Consider the following 19,868-nt stretch of genomic DNA (forward strand, 5'->3'; position numbering starts at 1 on the left):
TGGTGGGCGGGCCCGTTCGGGCCCAAGGGGCCCGGGGCCCGTACGGGCCCCGGGCGAGGCGCGGCGGGGCCCCTCACTCCCCGCCGCGCCGGATCCGGTGGCCCCCGCCGAGGTCGATCCATGCACCGTCGGCGCCGGTGGCCTCGGCTGCGTCGGCGGCCTGGGCGGTGCCGGGGAGCGGTGTGCTGGAGCCCCGAGCGGTACCCGGCCCCTCGGCCCCCTGAGCCCCGGCGGGGGCCGGCTCCAGGACGGCCTCCAACAGGCGACGCGTGTAGGGGTGGTTGGGCCCGGTGAAAACGGCCTCGACCGGACCCTCCTCGACCACGCGCCCGTCCTTCATCACCGCCACCCGGTCGGCGATGCCGCGCACGACCGCCAGGTCGTGGCTGATGAACACGAACGCCAGATCGCGCTCGGTACGCAGGTCGTCCAGCAGCGCCAGCACCGACGCCTGCACCGACACGTCCAGTGCGGTCGTCACCTCGTCGGCCACGACCACGTCCGGGCCGCCGGCCAGCGCGCGTGCGATGCCGATCCGCTGCCGCTGTCCGCCCGAGAGCTGCTGGGGCAGCCGATCCGACAGGGCGGGGTCCAGTGCCACGTCCTCGATCACCCCGCGCGCGCGGGAATCGGCGTCCGACCGCGAGGCCAGACCGAAGAAGTGCAGCGGCCGGCGCACGGCCTCCCGCGCGATCCTGCGCGGGTTCAGCGACGTGTCGGCGTTCTGGAACGCCAACTGGATGCGGCGCCGGACGGCCATGGGGCGTCGGCGGGCCCCCGCCGAAAGGTCGCCCTCCTGCTCGCCGTGCAGGCGCATCCGCCCCGACGCCGGGGAGCGCAGGCCCGCCAGGGACCACGCCAGCGTGGACTTGCCGCTGCCGGACTCGCCCACAAGGGCGAGCACCTCGCCCTTGCGCAGTCCCAAGGACACCCCGTCCACGGCGCGGCTGCGGCCGTATTGGACGACGACGTCCTCCAGGGTCACCACATCAGGGGCGTCCTCGGGCACCGGGGCGCGGTCGCGCACGGTCCGCGTCCCGTCCTCGCCGACCTCGGCCAGCCCCTCGTCGGACACCCGCGGAACGCTGGCCAGGAGGCGGCGCGTGTACGGGTGGCGCGGGGAGGCGAACAGCTCCTCGGCCAAGGCCGCCTCCACCACCTCGCCCTCGCGCATCACCACGACGTGGTCGGCCATCCGCGCCACCACGCCCAGGTCGTGGCTGACCAGGACCGTCGCCAGGCCCAGCTCGGCGCTGAGGTCGGCCACCAGGTCTAGGATGCGGGCCTGGGTGACCACGTCCAGCGCGGTCGTGGGCTCGTCGAGTACCAGCACGCGCGGGCGCGCGGCGAGCGCCATCGCGATCGCCACCCGCTGCTGCTGGCCGCCCGAGAGCTGGTGCGGGTAGCGGCGTCCGATCCGGTCCGGCTCAGGCAGGCCGACCTTCTCCAGCAGCGCGCGCGCTTCGGCCCGGCGGTCGGCGCGCGACAGGGGCCGGGCCAGCAGGGCCTCCTCCAGCTGAGTGCCGACGCGCATCGACGGGGTCAGGGCGTTGCCCGCGTTCTGGCCGACCATCGCGATGTCGCGGGCGCGGAGCGCCTTGAGGTCGCGGTTCCCGAGAGAGAAGACGTCGCGGCCGGCGACCTCCACCGATCCGGAGGTGATCCGCGAGCCGTGGCGCAGGTGCCCCAGGAGGGCGCCGGCGACGGTCGACTTCCCGCTGCCGGACTCGCCGACCACCGCCAGGGTCTGCCCAGCGGCGACCTCGAAGGACACGTTCCGGGCGACGGTGATGTCGCGCCCGCCGGCCCGGTAGGCCACGGAGAGGTCCTCCACCTTGGCGGGGACCTCACGGCGGTAGATGCCCTCGCCCTGCCAGGTGGTGGCATCGGTGCGCCCCTCGGACGGGCCGCCGGCGCCACCCGCGGTCTCCTCCCCGGCCTCCTGCTTCGGTTCCTGCTCGGCGCTCACTGGGCCTCCTTCACGCGGTCCACGCCCCACGCCTTGGCGAGGCCGTCGGCGGACAGGTTCAGCCCGAGCACCAGCGTGGCCAGGGCGACGATCGGCGCCAGGGACGCCCACGGGACCACCGTCATGGCGGTGCGGTTCTCGGCGATCATCAGGCCCCAGTCGGGCGTGGGCGGGTTCGCGCCGAAGCCTAGGAAGGACAGCGAACTGATCAGCAGTACGACCCAGGAGGCGCGCATCGCGAACTCGACCGAGACCACGTCGGCGATGTTCGGCAGGACCTCGCGCACCAGGATGGGGAAGGTCCGTTCGCCGCGCGCGCGGGCGGCGGTCACATAGTCCAGCGGGGCGACGCCCATGGCCGCGGCGCGCACCACCCGCACCACCTGCGGGGCGTAGACCACGGTCACCGCCAGGACGATCACCGCCGGACCGGCGCCCAGCACGGTCACCACCACCAGCAGTGCGAGGATCGGCGGGACCGCGAGGACCGCGTCCAGGACCCGCATCACCAGGTCGTCCAGCCGGCCGCCCTTGAGCGCGGCGGCGCATCCCACCAGGGTGCCCAGGGCGACCGCGCAGGCGGTGGCTGCGAACGAGACCGTGAGGGCGTACCGGCCGCCATGGAGCACCCGCGCCAGCACGTCCCGGCCGAGCGCGTCGGTGCCCGCCCAGTGCCCGGCGCTCGGGCCGAGCAGGGCGCTGCCGGGCGCGTTGGCCGTGGGGGAGTAGGGGGTGAGCAGCGGTGCCAGCAGGGCGATGAGCACGTGCACCGCCACCAGGACCAGGCCCGCGGTCGCGGGCTTGGAGCGCAGCATCGAGCGCAGTGTGGCGCGGGCCGTCCCGGCCCTGCGGGCCGGCCTGCCCTTCGCGGCGCCGCCCGTGTCCACGGGGTTCGGTTCCGCCTCGCTCATCGGGCGCTCCTCTCACCGGTGCGCAGGCGCGGGTTGAGCGCCATGGCCGCCAGGTCGGCGGCGAGGTTGCACAGCACGTAGACCACGGCTCCGACCACCGCGACCGCCTGCAGCACCGGCAGGTCGCGGCTGTGCACCGCCTCCAGCATCAGCTTTCCGATGCCGGGGTAGTTGAAGACGTTCTCGACCACGACCACACCGCCCACCAGCCAGGCGACGTTCATCGCGATCACGTTCAGGGTGGGCAGCAGTGCGCTGGGAAGCGCGTGGCGCACCACCACCCGCCACGCGCCCAGCCCCTTGAGCCGGGCCGTGGTGACGAACTCGCTCGCCATCACGTCGATCACGCTGGTGCGGGTCATCCGCACGATGTAGGCGGTCATCACCACCGACAGCGCGACCGTGGGCAGCACCACCGCGGGCAGCAGGTCGCCCACCGGGGCCGAGGCCTCGTCCAGCACCACCGCCGGCAGGACGGGGACGGTGATGGACAGCGCCAGCACCAGCAGCGTGGCCACGACGAACTCCGGCACGCTCATCCCGGCCAGGGTGAGCGAGGAGATGAGCGTGTCGGGCCAGCGGTCGCGGTAGAGCCCGGCGACCACGCCCAGGACGATGGAGGAGGTGACGGCCACCGCCACCGTGGCGGCGGCGATCAGCAGGGTGTTGCGCAGGTGGAGCCAGAGGGAGCCGGCGACCGGCTCGCCCGAGACGAGCGAGGTGCCGAAGTCGCCGCGGACGGCCCCGGCCGCCCACTCGACGAAGCGCAGCGCCGCGGGGCGGTTCAGGTCGAGCTGGTCGCGCAGGGCCGCCACCGCCTCGGGGGTGGCGTCCTGGCCGAGCACCTGGGTGGCGACGTCGCCGGGCAGCAGCTGCACCGCGGCGAACACGAGCAGCGCCGCCAGGAGCACCGTGCCGGCGGCCGAGAGCAGGCGCCGGGTGAGGAAGGTGAGCATCAGGGCCTCAGTCCGATCGAGCGGTAGTCGAACTCGAATCCGGTCTCGCGGTAGTTGAGGACCTCCCGGGACAGGCCGACCAGGCGGTCGGCGAACATCGGCGTCATGGCGCCGCCCTCGTCCACCACCAGGCGCTGGGCGTCCTGGTAGAGGCCCTTGCGCCGGTCGGGATCGCGCGTGCGGCGGGCCTGGTCCAGCAGGCCGTCGAAGTCCCCGTTCGACCAGGCGGTCTCGTTGTAGGAGGAGCCGCTGCGGAAGACCTGGTTGAGCAGCTGGTCGGCCGGGCGGCCGGTGTACCAGTAGGTCGCCATCAGCGGCTTGTTCATCCAGATCTGCGTGTAGTAGGAGTCCGCCGAGGCGTTGCGCACGGTCACGCCGATCCCGGCCTCGGCCGCCGAGTCGCGGTAGGCCAGGGCCATCGGGGTGAACACGGGGTCGTAGGAGGAGGTGTACAGGTCCACCTCCAGGCCCTCGGCCCCGGCCTCCTTCAGGAGCGCGCGGGCGCGCTCGGGGTCGCGTTCCACGGAGTAGTCGGTCCAGTAGGGCGTGCCGGGCGGCACGGGGTTGTCATTGCCCGGAACCCCGGTGCCCTGGAGCGCCACGTCCACCACGTGCCGGGGGTCGTAGGCCAGCTTCATCGCCTTGCGCACCTTGGGGTCGGTGAACGGCTCGGCGGTGGTGAGCATCGGCAGGACGTACCACTGGGCGTTCACCGAGCGCGCGATGGTGGCCCGATCGGAGGCCTCGACGACGCGCGCGGTGGCGAAGTCCAGGTTGGTCTGGGAGATCAGGTCGATCTGCCCGGCGAGGAGGGCGTTGGTGCGGGCCTGGATGTCGGTCATCGAGTACATCTCGATGGCGTCCAGGACGGGCGGGCCCTCCCAGTGGTCGTCGTAGGCGACGATGCGCCCGCGGCCGCCGGGGGAGAAGGACTCCAGGCGGAAGGGGCCGGTGCCGATCCCGGTGCCGCCGATGGCGTCGCCGGAGCCCTCCGGGATGACGTAGCAGTTGTAGTTGGTCAGCAGCGCGGGGAACTCGAAGTTGGGCTCCTTGAGCTCCACGACCAGCACGCCCGGCTCGGGCGCGGTCACCTTTCCGGGGTCGACCAGCGGCGACAGGACCGTGCCCTGCGGCGAGGCGAGGTCGGGGTCGACGAGGCGGCGCAGGGTGTAGGCGGCGTCGGCGGAGGTGAGACGGGCCCCGTCGTGGAAGCGGACCCCGTCGCGCAGCCGGAAGGTCCAGCGCACGCCCTGCTCGTCGGATTCCCAGGACTCGGCGAGGTCGGGCGCGGTCTCGCCGTCGGCGTCCATTCGCACCAGGCGGTTGTACAGCGCGCCCAGGTACTCGTAGGCCGAAAGCGAGCCGGCCGGGTCCAGGGTCTCGGCCTGGGAGGCCGGGGGGCGGGCGATGCGCAGCACGCCTCCGGCGGCGGGCGTGCCGGCCGCGGCCCCCTGGGACAGCACCGGCGCGGCGGAGCGGCCGCCGGGGGAGCAGCCGGAGAGCAGGGCGGCGGCGCCGACGGCGCCCAGGCCGCCCAGCAGGGCCGTGCGGCGCGGGACGGCCGGCGGCCCGCCGCCGCCCTCGCGTGAACGCGGCATGGGGTCATTCCCCTCGTGGTCGATGGGTCGGGGATGGTCGGGGGACAGGGGGATCGTTCAGCGAACGGCTGATTCGTTCGGTGAACGATTGATGTGAGTCACGAACGATAGGTGAGGGAAAAATTTGGTTCAACCCCTGGCAAAGCGGGTACACCCCCTGGGTTTGTTGCGGTCTCGCCGCAGTTCACGGCCGCGAAGGCGGAGGGGGAGGCGGGCGCCGGACGCGCGGTGCCCGCGCGGCCGGGTGGTGCACGGGAATGAGACTTCGGCCACGTCGTCCGAGGGGTGTGTGCGACCGTGGAGGCGGCCGGTCTGCACCGGTGGCCGAGCGATGAGGGGGACTGTGTGGGAGGCCGTGTGGGGGACAGGGTGGCCGAGGCCGCGATCCAGGTGGAACTGGTGGACCGCGACGGAACGACGGTGGGGACCGACGGCAAGCTGGACGCGCATCTGGCGCCCGGGCGGCTGCACCGCGCCTTCTCCGTCTTCCTGTTCGACGGCCGGGGCCGCCTGCTGCTGCAGAAGCGCGCGGCCGGCAAGTACCACTCGCCGGGCGTCTGGTCGAACACCTGCTGCGGCCACCCCGGCCCGGGCGAGGCCCCCTTCCTGGCCGCGGCCCGCCGCACCGCCGAGGAGCTGGGCGCGCCGCCCGTGATGATGGCCGAGGCGGGGACGGTCGTCTACGAGCTCCAGGACCCCGACTCGGGGCTGGTGGAGCGCGAGTACAACCACCTGTTCGTCGGAGAGGCACCGGAAGGACTGGACCCGGACCCCGAAGAGGTGGCCGAGGCCTCCTTCGCGACTCCGGTGGAGCTGGCCGCCCTGCGTGAGCGCCATGCCTTCTCCGTCTGGTTCACGACGGTCCTGGAGGCGGCGCTGCCGGAGATCCGCAGGCGCCTCCCTCGCGCGGGGTGGTAGCGTCCCGGCCGTGAAGCACTGACGCCCTTTTCCGCGAACCGGCGCCGTCGAGCCCGACTCCGGCGCCCGCCGCGCATGCCCGATCGGGCGCGCGGCACCGTCGCCGAGTTGAGGAGTGCTTCCCGATGCAGAACGAGCGCGCGCACGGAGCCGCGGAGAATGGAGCCGCGGAGAGCGCCGCCGATGACACCGTCGAGAACGATGCCGGGGCCGGCACCGTCGGCCGCGGGGTGGACACCGCCGCGGGCACCGCGGCGAACGAGGGGTTCCTCGCCCCCCTCGCGGACCGGCTCGCGGCCCTTCCCGCCGTCGAGGCGGTGACCCTCGGGGGATCCCGGGCCCTGGGAACGGCCGGACCCGACAGCGACTGGGACTTGGCGGTCTACTACCGGGGCGCCTTCGACCCTGAGGACCTGCGGAGCCTGGCACGCGAGCAGGAGTGGCCGGGCGAGGTCTCCGAGATCGGGGGCTGGGGAGGCGGCGTGTTCAACGGGGGCGCGTGGTTGACCGTCGAAGGGTGCAAGGTCGATGTCCACTACCGCGACCTCGACGTGGTCGAGCACCAGCTGGCCGAAGCGCGCGAGGGCCGCTTCCACCACGAGCCCCTGATGTTCCACCTGGCGGGCATCCCCAGCTATCTGGTGGTGGGCGAACTCGCCGTCAACCGGGTGCTGCGGGGGCGGCTGCCCCGACCGGAGTACCCGAGCGCACTGCGGAGGACCGCTTACGAGCGCTGGAGCGCGACGGCGCGCCTGACTCTGCTCTACTCCGAGGCCAACCACGCGCCCAAGGGCCTGCGGCCCGAGGCCGCAGGCGCCATCGCGACCGCCGCGATGCAGGCCGCCCATGCCGTCACCGCCGCGCACGGCCGGTGGGTGACCAACGAGAAGACCCTGCTGGCCAACGCCGGCCTGGGCCGGATCGACACGGCATTGGCGCACCTCTTCGCTCAAGGGACCGCCCCGGAGTCCCTCCCTGAATCGGTCGCAGCATCCCTCACCGAGACACGAACCCTCATCGAATCGTCCTTCACCGAGGCCGAGAAGGTTCTGCCCTTGGAGGAGGGATGCCTGGGCGACGGATGAGCCGGACCGGGGCGGCGGGGGCGGCGGCCGCCCCCGCCGCCCCGGCTCCGACCGCCGTGGCCGGAACCGGCCGACGGCAGCGTTAGCGGGGGGCGTCCGGCGGGCATCGCCTTCTTCGGGGACGCCCGGTCTCCGCCCGTGTCCCGTGTCCCGTCCACGGAGGACCGCACGCCCATGGCCGACCGCACCGCCCGCCGCCCGCGCCCCGCCTGGCTCGACCGGGCCGTCCTGTACCAGATCTACCCGCAGAGCTTCGCCGACTCCGACGGCGACGGCATCGGGGACCTGCGCGGCATCGCCTCGCGCCTGGACCACCTGGAACGGCTCGGCATCGACGCCGTCTGGATCAACCCCTGCTTCGCCTCGCCCTTCCACGACGCCGGCTACGACGTCTCGGACCACTTCTCCATCGCCCCGCGCTACGGCACCGACGAGGACCTGGCCCACCTCGTCGAGGAGGCCGGGCGGCGCGGCATCCGCGTCCTGCTCGACCTGGTCGCCGGACACACCTCCGACCAGCACCCCTGGTTCAAGAAGGCCGTCCAGGACCCCGAGGACGACCGCTACATCTGGTCCGACCGCCCGGTGCGCGGGTTCGTGCCCTCCCCGGGCCCCCGAGAGGGCCACTACCTGCCCAACTTCTTCGACCACCAGCCCGCGCTCAACTTCGGCTACGCCCACCCCCGCCCCGGCCAGCCCTGGCGCCGCCCCGTCGACGCCCCCGGCCCCGAGGCCAACCGCCGCGCGCTGCTGGAGGTCATGGACCACTGGCTCGGCAAAGGGGTCGCCGGCTTCCGCGTCGACATGGCGCACTCGCTGGTCAAGGACGATCCCGGGCACCGGCGCACGGCCGAGGTCTGGACCGGGCTGCGTGCCCGGCTGGAGGCCGACCACCCCGAGGCGGTGCTGTTCGCCGAGTGGGGCGACCCCGCCACCTCGGTCCCCGCCGGGTTCGACGCCGACTTCCTGCTGCACTTCGGCGGCCCCACCCGCGGCGGCGCCCTGCGGTCGCTGTGGGACAACCGCGCCGGAACCGACCTCGGCCCATGGGACTTCTCCGGCTCCGCCTGCTACTTCGGCGCCGAGGGAGGCGGATCCGCCGCGACCTTCCTGCGGGCCTGGCGCGCGGCCACGGCCGCCGTCGGGGACGCCGGGCACATCGCCCTGCCCACGTCCAACCACGACTTCTCCCGGCTGGCCTGCGGGCCGCGCGGGCCCGAGCAGCTCCGGGCCGCCTTCGCCTTCCTGCTGACCTGGCCCGCCCTGCCGGCCGTCTACTACGGCGACGAGATCGGCATGCGGTACGTACCCGGCCTGCCCGACAAGGAGGGCAGCTCCACCGGGGCCCGCCGCAACCGGGCGGGATCGCGGACCCCCATGCAGTGGGACTCCACACCCGGCGCGGGCTTCTCCACCGCCCCCGAGGACCGCTTCTACCTGCCCTTGGACCCGGCCCCTGAGCGCCCCGACGCCGCCTCCCAGTGGGCCGACGAGGGGTCGCTGCTCAACCTGGTCCGGCGGTTGACCGCGCTGCGCAAGGCCCACCCCGGTCTGGGGACCGGCGGCACCGCGGAGGTCGCCTACGACGGGTACCCGCTGGTCTACGAGCGCGACGGGTGCTACCTGGTCGCGGTCAACCCGCGCCGGGAGCCGGCCGCGCTGGCGCTCCCCGGGTACGGGTCCTCGCGCCCGCTCCTGGTCGAGGGGGCCGAGTGCACCCGGTCGGGGATCGAGGTGGAGGGGTTCGGATTCGGGATCTTCCAGCGCTGAGGCGCCGCCCGTGTGTCGGCCGGCGGCCACCCTGGATCCACCCGGTGGTCGGTCAGGGTCGGCACACTTCTCCACCGCTCACGATGATGACGAGAGGTGTGCATGAACCCCCGCGCTCTCCCCGCAGGCGCGGCCGCACTCGCTGCGGCCGCGTTCCTCTTCCCCACCGCCCCCGCGAACGCCGCGCCCGCCGAGAGGGGCGTCGGTTCCGGCCCTGAGGGCGTGCGGTTCGCGACCTATAACGCCTCCCTGCACCGCAGTGCGGAGGGCGAGCTCATCGAGGACCTGTCCACGCCGGACGACGAGCAGGCGGCCGCCGCGGCCGAGATCATCCAGCGCGCGGCCCCCGACGTCCTGCTGGTCAACGAGTTCGACTATGACGAGGAGGGACGGGCCGCCGAGCTCTTCCAGCGCAACTACCTGTCCGTCGGCCAGAGCGGCGCGGACCCCGTGGACTACCCCTACCGGTACGCCGCACCGGTCAACACCGGCGTCGCCTCAGGCCTGGACCTGGACAACAACGGGGAGACGGTCACCGAGCCGGGTGAGCCCGGATACGCCGGGGACGCCTTCGGGTTCGGGCAGTACCCGGGCCAGTACGGCATGGTCGTCTACTCCAAGCACCCCATCGCCACCGACCGGGTGCGCACCTTCCAGAACTTCCGCTGGGCCGACATGCCCGGAGCCCTTCTTCCAGAGGACCCTGAGACCGGGGAGGGCTTCTACTCCGAGGAGGAGCTCGAAGAGCTGCGCCTGTCCTCCAAGAGCCACTGGGACGTGCCCATCCGGGTGGGACACGGCCGCCCCGTGCACCTTCTCGCGGCGCACCCCACACCCCCCGCCTTCGACGGGCCCGAGCGCAGGAACGTGCTCCGCAACCACGATGAGATCCGGTTCTGGGCCGACTACACCACGCCCCGCAAGGGCCGTTACATCTACGACGACACCGGAAGGCACGGCGGCCTCGCTCCGGGCTCCCGGTTCGTCGTCGCCGGCGACCTGAACAGCGACCCCGAGGACGGCACCGGCCACCCGCGCGCCGTCGCGCGCTTGCTGGAGGCGCCCCGGGTCAACGGCCGGGAGGTGCCCCGGGCCGAGGGCGGCGCGGAGGCCGCCGAGCTGCAGGGCGGTGCCAACGACGGCCACACCGGCGACCCCGCCCACGACACGGCCGACTTCAACGACGAGGCGCCCGGCAACCTGCGCGTCGACTACGTCCTGCCCTCGCGGGGGCTTCCGGTGCGCGGCTCGGGCGTGTACTGGCCCACCACCGACGACCCGGTGGCGGACACGGCGGCGGCCGCTTCCGACCACCGCCACGTCTGGGTCGACCTGCGCTGAGGCCTGCGGCGGCGAACGCCCCCGGAGGGGCGGGACGCCGCGACGGCGTCGGCCTCAGGAGCGCTCGTTCATGAAGCGGGTGTACTCCTCCAGCGTGATGAGGCCGTCGCCGTCGCTGTCCATGGCGGCGATGAGGGCCTCGGCGCGCTCGCGGGTCACCTTTCCGCCGAGCTTGTCCATGAGGCTGACCAGCTCCTCGGCGGAGATACAGCCGTCGCCGTCGACGTCGACCAGCTCGAAGGTGGCGGCGTACTCACTGGTCTCGGGCATGGCGGGTGACGCTCCTGTCCTCGGGTGGTGCCGCGGCCCCGATACGGGCGGCGCGGCCGGGTGCGCCGGAACAGTACCAGCGGACCGGGCCGGCGGCGCGGCCCGGACCGGGTCCCCGGGGGCGGGGTCAGCGCCCCCGGGGACCCGGCCCGGGGCCGCCGCCCGGCTCGGGCGTACGGTTCGGGGCGCGAACCGGGACGTCACCGCGATCGTACTCCCGAGCAGCGGGAGGACGATGGCGATTCCGAGGAAGATCAGCGGGACGAGCAGGTCCGCCGCTGCTCGGTCCTTCCCCTGGGGATACCGCCTTGGGGAAACCGCCTGTGGCGGCCGCGCCGCCCCGTCAGGGCGGAGAACCGGCGCGCATTCGGCGGCCCGTGTGCGTCCGGCGAGGCTCAGCGCGGTTCAGTGGTTCACTTGTTCGGCGGATCAGAGGCGCTCGGGTCCGCCCTCCTGATCTCCACGCGCATGTGCTTCATCAGAGGTTGGCCGCTCTGCGGGCTGAAGTCCCCGAGCGGCAGGAGGGCGTTCATCTCCGGCATGTACCCCGTCGCACAGCCGCGCGGGATGTCGTAGGGAACCGCCCTGTACCCGTAGACGGTGCGCCGCCTCCCGTCCTTGGCGATGCTCGTGACGTCCACGTGGTCGAACTCCCGCAGCCCCCGGTCACTCATGTCCTCCCGGTTCATGAAGACGGCGGTGCGCAGGTTGCTCAGTCCCCGGTAGCGGTCGTCATCGGAGTAGACCGTGGTGTTCCACTGGTCGTGCGAGCGGACCGTGCTGAGCGTCAGCAGCCCGTCCCCGGGGTCGGTGTCCGGCACGTCGGCCGTCGAGAACTCCGCCTTGCCCGAACCCGTCAGGAAGACCCGTTCGCGGGCCGGCTGGGCGATGCGGAACCCGAGCGGGCGCCGTACCCGGCGGTTGAAGTCCTCGAAGCCGTCGAGGACCTCGCCCATGGTGTCCCGGACGGCGTCATAGTCGTCCGCGTAGCGCTCCCAGGGCGTGGCGCTCTCCGGGAGTGTCGCCCGCGCCAGGCCGCAGATGATCGCGGGCTCCGACACCAGGTGCGGGGAGGCCGGACGCTTCATGCCATAGGACAGGTGCACCATGCTCATGGAGTCCTCGACCGTCACCCCCTGCTCGGTGCCCGCGCGGACGTCCCGCTCGCTGCGCCCGAGGCAGGGCAGGATCAGCGCCTCTCTGCCGTGCACGAGGTGGCTGCGGTTCAGCTTGGTACTGACGTGGACGGTGAGCTCGCACCGGCGCAGCGCCTCCGCGGCACGCGCGGTGTCCGGGACCGCCATGGCGAAGTTCCCGCCCATCCCGATGAGCACCTTCACATCGCCCCGCTCCAAGGCTTCGAGGGTGCGGACCGTGTCCAGGCCGGGGCTGCGGGGAGCGGTGATGCCGCACACCTCCTCAAGCCGGTCGAGGAACGCCTCCTTAGGGTGGTGGTCGATCCCGCAGGTCCGATTGCCCTGCACGTTGCTGTGTCCCCGGATGGGGCACGGCCCTGCGCCCTCACGTCCGATGTTGCCCCGCAGCAGGAGGAGGTTGACGATCTCGCGCACGGTGTCGACCCCGTGCTCCTGCTGGGTGACGCCCAGGCACCAGGCGATGATGGTGCGACGGGACTCCATGTACACGTCGGCCAGGCGGCGGATGCGCTCCCGGCCGACCCCGGATCCGTGCTCGATCTCGGCCCACTCGGTCTCGGCACAGATCCGCCGGTACTCCTCGAACGCCTCGGTATGGCGGGCGATGAACTCCCGGTCGATGGCGTGGGGGTCGCGCTCGGCGGCCTCCAGCACCGCCTTGGCGACCCCCCGGATCAGCGCCAGGTCCCCGCCGATGCGCGGCTGGACGTTCATCGATCCGGTCGGCGTGGCGTGGAAGGCGGCCATGGCGGCGAAGTCGTGCGGGACGATGGTGCGTCCCGCCGCCGCTTCCACCAGTGGGTTGATGTGCACGATGCGCGCTCCGCGGCGGTGGGCCTCGGCCAGGCGGGTCAGCATTCTCGGGGCGTTCGACGCGGCGTTGACCCCCAGGAGGAAGACGGCCTCGGCCTGGTCCCAGTCGTCGAGCATCACCGTGCCCTTGCCGGTGCCGATGGAGGCGGTGAGCGCGCGTCCGCTGGCCTCGTGGCACATGTTCGAGCAGTCGGGCAGGTTGTTGGTCCCGAACTCGCGGACCCACAGCTGGTAGAGGAACGAGCCTTCGTTGCTCAGGCGGCCGGAGGTGTAGAACGCCGCCTGGTCGGGGGAGTCGAGCGATCGGAGCCGCTCGCCCACCATGGCGAACGCGTCCTCCCAGGAGATGGGGGTATAGCGGTCCGAGCCGGGGTCATAGACCAGCGGCCCGACCAGTCGGCCCTGGTCCTCCAGGGCGAAGTCGGTCCACGTCTCCAGTTCTGAGACGGTGTGCTCGGCGAAGAACGCCTTGCCCGCGCGCTTGGGCGTCATCTCCCAGGTGACGTGTTTGATTCCGTTCTCGCAGATGTCCAGGTGCAGACCCTTGCGGTCGTCGGGCCACGCACAGCCGGGACAGTCGAACCCCTTGTTCTCATGGTTCATCAGGAGAGTCGCGCGCGGTCCCTCGACGGGCTCGCGGGTCCGGGCCAGCACTTTCCCGACGCTCAGAGCCGCACCCCACCCGGCCGTCGGATGGTCGTAGGGCTTCAGTGAAGGCTCTCCGCCGCCAGGGCCGCGCCCTGTCGCGGGAACCCCCGGGGCGCCCTGGCTCAAGGGGTCCCTGTCGGGCTCCGCAGTCCGTTCCTCCTGCTCGCCGGTGCTCTGCTCAGCGGACATGCGTGCTCCTCACTCGGTCGGCCCGCCTGCGGCCGCTCCTCAGGAGACCTAGCCGTCGGCGTGGGCCGTGATGACCACACGCATGTCCGCGTTCGGCAAACCCTGCACAATCCGGTCTCGCCCGGAGGAGCGGAGACCGGGCCGGGGTGAGGACTGGAGCGCGGGCGCCCCTGGAGAGGAGAGGCGCCCGCGCTCATTCAGGGGCGGTCCGTCAGGACGGCCCGGGCCGGGGCGTCAGCGCAGCTTTCCCGCACCGGCCTTGGCGGGCACCAGGTGCGGGACCGCCCTCGTGGGGTGGATCTTGCCGTGCCGCTCGGGTTCCCAGCCCACGTCGGAATCGAGTCGGTCATCCGGGTGGGCCTGGTTGTAGGCCTCAAGGAGGTCGACGGGGCGGCCGTCGAAGAGGCTCCCCTCCTCGTACAGCGCGCTGCCGCTCCAGGAGTGGATGATGTCCTCAGGGGCGATCCCGGGGCCCATGTCGAAGGAGTTGTTCTGGGCATAGATGCCCGACTCCACGCCTGCGCCCCAGGAGTACAGGTAGGAGTAGTCCGACTCCGGGCCGTGCGTGTAGTGGTTGTTGTACACGTGCACCTGGCCGTACCGGACGCGCGGGACGCGCTGGGTGAGTCCGGTGAAGAGGTTGTGGTGCACGGTGATGCGCAGCCGCCCGCGGTCTCCGTGATCGTTGGAGTCGGTGTTGCCGTAGAGCATCGTCTTGTCGTGCCCGTCGAGCACGTTCCAGGAGACGGTGATCAGGTCGCTGCCGCGGACGATGTCGATCATGCCGTCGTGGCGGTCCACCTGCTCGCCGTAGACGCGCTCCAGGTCGGCGTCGCGGGTGTCGCCGTCGGTGAGCGTGAGGTGGTCCAGCCAGACGTGCCGGGAGCGGGAGACCTCGATGTTGTCGTACTGGGCGTCCCAGTCCGAGCCCCGCCACTCGGGGAAGCAGTCGTAGGAGTCGTGGACCGCCAGGTTGCGGACGATCACGTTCTCCACGCTCTCCAGCAGGATCCCGCCGTCGGAGATCGAGGCGTCGCCGAGGCCGACGATGGTGGTGTTGGAGCCCGGGGTGAGCAGGACGTGCTCGCGCTGCTCCTCATAGGAGCGTTCGCGGGCCTCGGCCAGGGGGCCGTCCTCGCCGCCCTCCCAGTGCCCGGGGTCGAAGGCCTCGACGTAGGCGTCCCAGTCGTAGTCGGGGTCGGCGAAGTCGGAGCATTCGAGCGGGGCGCCGTCGGTGCCGGTCATCGCGCTGATGTCGCCGGCGACACGGACGATCTTGGGGTGGTCGCCGCGGACCGCCTCGCGCAGTCCGTCCCAGGTGCGCACGGTGGTCACGTCGGCGCCGGCGGCCTCCGATCCGCCGGTCGTGCCGCCCTCGGCCGACGCCCAGCCGTCGTTCGCGGCCGGCGTCCGGTGTCCGAGGCCGTGCCCGGGCGGGCGGTGGTCGGCGGCGGCCGGGGTGGCGGCGGCCGAGGCGGTCAGGACCGCCGCGGCGGTGAGGACCGCGAGCCGGGGTGCTCTCCTCACGGGGGATTCCTCTCTGTCCGGTCGGGGGATAGGGAAGCGATTTCCGCAGGTTTTAGGGTTTATACCGAGCAATGCGTGGTTTATGGAGAGGATCAATCGGAAAACGCTTACCAATGTCCACCGTCGCCTCCCCGGGGCGCCTGCGTCAAGGGGGGTTCGGCGAACGCCAGGGGCGCACGGTCCGGCGGGAACCGGCGGGGCCGGGCATGACGCGCCCGGCCCCGCGCTCGTCCTCCAGGTGTCCGCCTATCCGGTGAACAGCCGGGCCGCCGTGGAGAGGATGCGGGTCAGTGCGTACAGCAGCAGCACCGAGACGACCGCCCACGACGCCACCAGCCATGTGCGGCGGGCACGGAGCGCCGCGCTGTCGGACGCGGCCGCACCCGCCGAGGCCCCTTCTCCCGGCGCGGGGCCGGTGTCCGTATCCGGTGGGGCGGCTCCGGCGGCGGGAACGCGCCCCTCAGGCTCGTGGAACCTCTCGGCGACCGGGCGGACCATCAGGTTGGCGACGAACCCGACCACCAGCAGCCCGACCATCGTGAACAGAGGCGCGTGGTAAGCGCTCTGCGTCAGCGTGCCCGGTTCCCCCTCGGCGTCGAGGAAGGCGTTGATGATGAGCGGCCCCGCCACTCCGGCCGCGGACCAGGCCGTCAGGAGCCGGCCGTGGATCGCCCCCACCTGGTAGGTGCCGAACAGGTCCCGCAGGTAGGCGGGGACGGTGGCGAACCCGCCCCCGTAGAAGGAGAGGATCAGGCAGGCGGTCGCCACGAACAGCAGCATCGACGAGCCGCCGGCCGTGGCCATCAGCGTGTACAGCACCGCCCCGGCGCCCAGGTAGAGCATGTAGGTGGGCCTGCGCCCGATGACGTCGGAGGCGGACGACCACACGAAGCGCCCGGCCATGTTGAACAGCGACAGCATGCCCACGAAGCCGCCGGCCGCCACCGCCGTGACGGCGGTGGTGCCCCCGTCGCGGAAGAAGTCCTGGATGAGGGGGCTGGCGTGCTCCAGGATGCCGATGCCCGCGGTGACGTTGGTGAACAGCACCGTCCACAGCAGCCAGAACTGGGGCGTGCGCAGGGCGTTCGACGCCGATACGCTCGCCGATGTCACCAGCGGCGCCTTGGCGGTGCGCGCGGGGTCGAACCCTTCGGGAAGCCAGCCCTCCGGGGGCACGCGGATCAGCAGAACGCCCATCATCATCAGCAGGAAGTAGCCGGCGCCGAGGGTGGCGAACAGGCCCACCAGCGCCTCGCCGGAGGCCACCGAGCCGGCCGTTCCTGCGTCGTAGGCGGGGTCGTAGAAGCCGAGCAGCTGGTTGGAGATCGGCGTGGCCACCAGGGCTCCGCCGCCGAAGCCCATGATCGCCATGCCGGTCGCCAGCCCCGGACGGTCGGGGAACCACTTGATGAGCGTGGAGACGGGGGATATGTAGCCCAGGCCCAGGCCGATGCCGCCGAGCACGCCATAGCCCAGGTAGAGCAGCCACAGCTGCCCGGCGGCGATGCCCAGGGCGCTGACGCCGAAGCCTGAGCTCCAGCACACGGCGGAGACGAGCATCGTCTTGCGCGGGCCGGCGCGCTCGACCCAGGGGCCGCAGACGGCGGCGGACAGGCCGAGCATCACGATGGCGACGGAGAATATGACGCCGACCTGGGTCTGGCCGGTGTCGAAGTGGGCGATGAGCGAGTTCTTGTAGACGCTGGTGGCGTAGGCCTGCCCGATGGACAGGTGGACGGCGAGGGCGGCGGGAGGGACGAGCCACCGGCTGTACCCCCGGGAGGCGACCGTGCGCTCGCGGTCGAGGGCGCGCAACGCGGACAAGGGGATCCCCTTCTTCCCGGTGATGGATATCGCATACCGTAGACCTGGGAGATCATGGCACGCGGGTGTGGGCCCCGGGAAGATCCCTCCGGTTCCGGGAAGGCGGAGACGCATCCCCGGGCGCCGCTCGCGCGTCCAACCGTGATGGCGAACCTTGGACGGACGCGCCGCGCGCGGAACACGGGGACGGCGCTGATCGCGCTCACGACCGCCGGAGCCTGCGCCGGCGGGGGCGGGACGACGTGCACGAACATCGGCGCACCCAGCGAGGTGGCGTTCACGGTGGACCCGTCCGGCGCCGAAGGGGTGGAGACCGCCCTCATGGAGCTGTGCCGGGACGGCGGGTGCGAAGAGTACGAGCTCGGATTCACCCGGGAGACGAGAACCGTCAACGAGGACTGTGCGGACGGCACCTGCTGGGCCGAAGCCGAGGAGACCGGGGGCCTTCATGCGCGGGTCCCGGTCGACGATCTTCCCACCGAGCCCGTGGACGTCCGCATCGAGCTGCGGGCCGCCGATGGCGAGGCACTGCTGACCGACGAGCTCTCCGCGACGCCGGAGACGGTGTATCCCAACGGCCCCGACTGCGGGGCGCAGGGTCCTCAACTCGTCCTCGAGATCGAGAGCGGCGAGTTGCGTCGGTCCTGACTCCGCGGCGACCCCACCGGCCACCTCACCGGCCGTGAGCGCTCGGCCCGGGGCCGGAGTGCCGGTCTGTCACGAACGGCCGGGCCGCCGTGTCCACCTTGTCGGTACCGCGACCTCCAGCGGTACCCGCAGAGCGCTGGGACCAGGGAGCGGGCATGGCTTCAGAGATCACCATCATCGGCGGCGGCCTGGCCGGGCTCGTCGCCGCCAACGCGGCGGCCGAGAAGGGGGCCGCGGTGCGCCTCTTCGAGGCGCACACCGACCTCGGCGGCCGGGCGCGGGCCGTCGCGGGGCCCTACCTCGCCCATGAGGGCGGCCACGTCTTCTACGCCGACGGGCCCCACTGGACCTGGCTCGCCGAGCGCCGGCTGGTCCGGCCGCTCGTCTGGCCGCCCCTCAGGAAGGCCGCGGGGATCAGGTGGCTGTACGAGGGGCGCATGCGGTACGCACCGCCGCCGCTCCTCCTGCGGATGCTCCTGCGCGGACGGCGGGCGGCCGCTCCCGTCGACGAGGACTTCCGCTCCTGGGCCTCGCGCCTGTGGGGAGAGAAGGCCGCCGAGGCGGCGGCGAACGCCATCGCGGTCGCGACCTATGACGCCGACACCGGACGCCTCTCCGCGGCCTTCGTCAGGGGGCTCCTCACCCGCGTGTACGCCCCCAAGGTCCCGGCCGTCCGCTGGACGGCCGGAGGGTGGCAGGCGGTGGTGGACCGCTTGGCCGACCGTGCGCGCGGACTGGGCGTCGAGGTCGAGACCGGCGCGCGCCTGAGCGAACTCCCCGTGGAACGGGGCCCGGTCATCGTGGCCACGGAACTGAGCTCGGCCCGGCGGCTGCTGGAGGACGACTCCCCGTGCTGGGAGAGCGGCCACTGCATGCTGCTCGACTTCGCCGTCAAGGAGCGGCACGACGACCTGTTCAACTGCTTCGACATGGACGGCGGCGGGTTCTTCGAGAGCTATTCCCAGCAGGACCCCTCCGCGGCGCCCCAGGGCGAAGGGCTCTACCAGCTCCAAGTCCCGATGCGCCCGGGGGACACGTCGGAGCGGGCCCGTGAGCGCGCCCGCGCGCTGGCCGACGTCGGCGTGCCCGGGTGGAGGGAACGGGCGACCTGGCAGCGGACCGCCCAGGCGCGGGGAAGGACCGGCGCTCTGGACCTGCCCGGCCGTACATGGCGCGACCGCCCGGCCATCGATCGCGGGGACGGGGTGTTCCTGGCGGGGGACATGGTGGCGGCCCCGGGCATGCGCGGGGAGATCTCCATCAACAGCGCGGTGCGCGCGGCGTCCCTGGCGGTGCGGAGGGCCACGGCGTCCCGGGCGACTCGGGCGACTCGGGCGACTCGGGCGTTCCGCGACTGACCGGGAGTGAGCCCGTCGGGACCGGGGTCCGGGACCGACCGCCCCCTGCCCCTTGTCGGGCCTTTCCGCCCTGCTCCTGCGGGGGCCGGGAAGGCCCGCCGTTTCGCTGTCCAGGCCGTGGCACTGTGCCAAGATGGGGCGATGGACCGTGTCTGGACCGTTGATTTCTGGTTCGACCCCTCGTGCCCCCTGTCACGGAACACCGCGCGCTGGCTGCTGGAGGTCTCCGGCCGCCGCCCCGTCTCCATCACGTGGCGGGTCATGAGCCTGTCGGTGCTCAACGAAGGGCGCGACGACGATCCCGAGGGCGACCCCGAGGGGTACCTGTGGATCCCGGCGCGCATCTGCGCCGCCGTCCAGCACGAGCACGGCCACGACGCGCTCGGCCGCTTCTACCGTGCCCTGTGGTCGGCCGTCGAGAACGGGGACGGCGACTGGATCGGGGACTTCGACGAGGCCCTGGCCGCCGCGGACCTCCCCGGGGAGCTGGCCGCCGCCGGAGGGAGCGGGGACTACGACGGGGTCCTGCGCCGCTCCCACGACCAGGGCCTGTCGCTCGTGGGGGAGGGCGCCGGCACGCCGATCACGGCCGTCACCTCGCCGGACGGGGCCAAGGCGGCCTTCTTCGGGCCCGTCGTCGAGCAGGTGCCCACCGGGGCGCACGCCGCCGACCTGTGGGACGGCGCGCTCCTGGTCGCCGGGGTTCCGGGGTTCAGGGAGCTCAAGGCCCGGGGCACCTGACCCGCGCTCCTCTCCCGAGGGCGGCAGCGCGGGGGCGACCGGCCGGACCCGGTCGCAATCCCGGACAATTGGGTGCAAAACGGGTGATACCTCTCTGTTCGCCCTGGTCTTCGGTTGACACACGGGGGAAACCTGCCTACTACTC

At 72.8% G+C, this 19,868-nt stretch carries 15 protein-coding genes; 7 read left to right on the forward strand and 8 right to left on the reverse strand.

The genetic code is table 11. From position 1 onward, the window contains the following. Nucleotides 1–73: 73 nt before the first annotated feature. The 4 genes from C892_RS0111560 to C892_RS0111575 are packed head-to-tail and all read right to left on the reverse strand — an operon-like array spanning nucleotide 74 to nucleotide 5,434. Nucleotides 74–1,969, reverse strand: coding sequence for a dipeptide ABC transporter ATP-binding protein (locus C892_RS0111560; RefSeq protein WP_017557320.1), 1,896 nt, complete (start codon nucleotides 1,967–1,969; stop codon nucleotides 74–76). Next, entirely contained in the window at nucleotides 1,966–2,880 is a 915-nt protein-coding gene (locus C892_RS0111565; protein ID WP_017557321.1) for an ABC transporter permease, read from the reverse strand. Before C892_RS0111565 ends, C892_RS0111560 begins: the two co-directional genes overlap by 4 nt. Further along, nucleotides 2,877–3,836 (reverse strand): ABC transporter permease, encoded by a 960-nt coding sequence (locus C892_RS0111570; RefSeq protein ID WP_017536942.1) that lies wholly within the window; start codon nucleotides 3,834–3,836, stop codon nucleotides 2,877–2,879. The genes C892_RS0111565 and C892_RS0111570 overlap by 4 nt, the downstream gene beginning before the upstream one ends. After that, the gene (locus C892_RS0111575; RefSeq protein WP_017557322.1) at nucleotides 3,836–5,434 is read right to left on the reverse strand and encodes an ABC transporter substrate-binding protein; all 1,599 of its coding nucleotides are present in this window, start codon (nucleotides 5,432–5,434) and stop codon (nucleotides 3,836–3,838) included. The genes C892_RS0111570 and C892_RS0111575 overlap by 1 nt, the downstream gene beginning before the upstream one ends. A 357-nt stretch (nucleotides 5,435–5,791) precedes the next feature. Between C892_RS0111575 and idi the strand changes: the two genes are divergently transcribed. The 4 genes from idi to C892_RS0111595 all read left to right on the forward strand — a co-directional run bounded on the left by idi (nucleotide 5,792) and on the right by C892_RS0111595 (nucleotide 10,548). Further along, nucleotides 5,792–6,352 carry an isopentenyl-diphosphate Delta-isomerase gene (gene idi / locus C892_RS0111580; RefSeq protein ID WP_017557323.1) on the forward strand — a complete coding sequence of 187 codons (561 nt, stop codon included), beginning with the start codon at nucleotides 5,792–5,794 and terminating at the stop codon, nucleotides 6,350–6,352. Nucleotides 6,353–6,477: 125 nt separating this feature from the next. Continuing rightward, on the forward strand, nucleotides 6,478–7,437 hold the full coding sequence (locus tag C892_RS0111585; RefSeq protein ID WP_017557324.1) for a nucleotidyltransferase domain-containing protein: 960 nt from the start codon (nucleotides 6,478–6,480) through the stop codon (nucleotides 7,435–7,437). Between the two features lie 174 nt (nucleotides 7,438–7,611). After that, nucleotides 7,612–9,207 (forward strand): alpha-amylase family glycosyl hydrolase, encoded by a 1,596-nt coding sequence (locus tag C892_RS0111590; RefSeq protein WP_017557325.1) that lies wholly within the window; start codon nucleotides 7,612–7,614, stop codon nucleotides 9,205–9,207. 102 nt (nucleotides 9,208–9,309) lie between these two features. Then, nucleotides 9,310–10,548, forward strand: a complete 1,239-nt coding sequence (locus C892_RS0111595) for an endonuclease/exonuclease/phosphatase family protein (RefSeq protein WP_017557326.1) — start codon at nucleotides 9,310–9,312, stop codon at nucleotides 10,546–10,548. Nucleotides 10,549–10,602: 54 nt separating this feature from the next. On the opposite strand, the gene C892_RS0111600 is transcribed toward C892_RS0111595, so the two are convergent. The 4 genes from C892_RS0111600 to C892_RS0111615 all read right to left on the reverse strand — a co-directional run bounded on the left by C892_RS0111600 (nucleotide 10,603) and on the right by C892_RS0111615 (nucleotide 16,967). Further along, on the reverse strand, nucleotides 10,603–10,818 hold the full coding sequence (locus tag C892_RS0111600; RefSeq protein WP_017536936.1) for an EF-hand domain-containing protein: 216 nt from the start codon (nucleotides 10,816–10,818) through the stop codon (nucleotides 10,603–10,605). A gap of 413 nt (nucleotides 10,819–11,231) precedes the next feature. Further along, complete coding sequence (locus C892_RS0111605) at nucleotides 11,232–13,625, reverse strand: FdhF/YdeP family oxidoreductase (protein ID WP_051060524.1); 2,394 nt, start codon at nucleotides 13,623–13,625, stop codon at nucleotides 11,232–11,234. A gap of 234 nt (nucleotides 13,626–13,859) precedes the next feature. After that, the gene (locus C892_RS0111610; RefSeq protein WP_017557328.1) at nucleotides 13,860–15,152 is read right to left on the reverse strand and encodes a pectate lyase family protein; all 1,293 of its coding nucleotides are present in this window, start codon (nucleotides 15,150–15,152) and stop codon (nucleotides 13,860–13,862) included. 246 nt (nucleotides 15,153–15,398) lie between these two features. Beyond that, on the reverse strand, nucleotides 15,399–16,967 hold the full coding sequence (locus C892_RS0111615) for an OFA family MFS transporter (protein WP_017557329.1): 1,569 nt from the start codon (nucleotides 16,965–16,967) through the stop codon (nucleotides 15,399–15,401). 153 nt (nucleotides 16,968–17,120) lie between these two features. Between C892_RS0111615 and C892_RS0111620 the strand changes: the two genes are divergently transcribed. The 3 genes from C892_RS0111620 (at nucleotide 17,121) to C892_RS0111630 (ending at nucleotide 19,723) form a co-directional block, all read left to right on the forward strand. After that, on the forward strand, nucleotides 17,121–17,624 hold the full coding sequence (locus tag C892_RS0111620; protein WP_152513380.1) for a hypothetical protein: 504 nt from the start codon (nucleotides 17,121–17,123) through the stop codon (nucleotides 17,622–17,624). A gap of 155 nt (nucleotides 17,625–17,779) precedes the next feature. Beyond that, a complete protein-coding gene (locus C892_RS0111625) occupies nucleotides 17,780–18,982 on the forward strand; it encodes an NAD(P)/FAD-dependent oxidoreductase (protein ID WP_017557331.1) in 1,203 nt (400 codons plus the stop codon). Nucleotides 18,983–19,123: 141 nt separating this feature from the next. Then, the gene (locus C892_RS0111630) at nucleotides 19,124–19,723 is read left to right on the forward strand and encodes a mycothiol-dependent nitroreductase Rv2466c family protein (protein WP_017557332.1); all 600 of its coding nucleotides are present in this window, start codon (nucleotides 19,124–19,126) and stop codon (nucleotides 19,721–19,723) included. The last annotated feature ends 145 nt before the right edge of the window (nucleotides 19,724–19,868 follow it).

This window comes from Nocardiopsis baichengensis YIM 90130 (genome assembly GCF_000341205.1).
Taxonomy (GTDB): domain Bacteria; phylum Actinomycetota; class Actinomycetes; order Streptosporangiales; family Streptosporangiaceae; genus Nocardiopsis_A; species Nocardiopsis_A halophila.

Excerpts from the sequence above, each read along its gene's own strand:
- C892_RS0111565 (WP_017557321.1), bottom strand. The coding sequence starts at position 2,880 with ATGAGCGAGGCGGAACCGAACCCCGTGGACACGGGCGGCGCCGCGAAG.
- C892_RS0111570 (WP_017536942.1), bottom strand. The coding sequence starts at position 3,836 with ATGCTCACCTTCCTCACCCGGCGCCTGCTCTCGGCCGCCGGCACGGTG.
- C892_RS0111575 (WP_017557322.1), bottom strand. The coding sequence starts at position 5,434 with ATGCCGCGTTCACGCGAGGGCGGCGGCGGGCCGCCGGCCGTCCCGCGC.
- C892_RS0111585 (WP_017557324.1), top strand. The coding sequence starts at position 6,478 with ATGCAGAACGAGCGCGCGCACGGAGCCGCGGAGAATGGAGCCGCGGAG.
- C892_RS0111590 (WP_017557325.1), top strand. The coding sequence starts at position 7,612 with ATGGCCGACCGCACCGCCCGCCGCCCGCGCCCCGCCTGGCTCGACCGG.
- C892_RS0111595 (WP_017557326.1), top strand. The coding sequence starts at position 9,310 with ATGAACCCCCGCGCTCTCCCCGCAGGCGCGGCCGCACTCGCTGCGGCC.
- C892_RS0111600 (WP_017536936.1), bottom strand. The coding sequence starts at position 10,818 with ATGCCCGAGACCAGTGAGTACGCCGCCACCTTCGAGCTGGTCGACGTC.
- C892_RS0111605 (WP_051060524.1), bottom strand. The coding sequence starts at position 13,625 with ATGTCCGCTGAGCAGAGCACCGGCGAGCAGGAGGAACGGACTGCGGAG.
- C892_RS0111620 (WP_152513380.1), top strand. The coding sequence starts at position 17,121 with ATGGCGAACCTTGGACGGACGCGCCGCGCGCGGAACACGGGGACGGCG.
- C892_RS0111625 (WP_017557331.1), top strand. The coding sequence starts at position 17,780 with ATGGCTTCAGAGATCACCATCATCGGCGGCGGCCTGGCCGGGCTCGTC.
- C892_RS0111630 (WP_017557332.1), top strand. The coding sequence starts at position 19,124 with ATGGACCGTGTCTGGACCGTTGATTTCTGGTTCGACCCCTCGTGCCCC.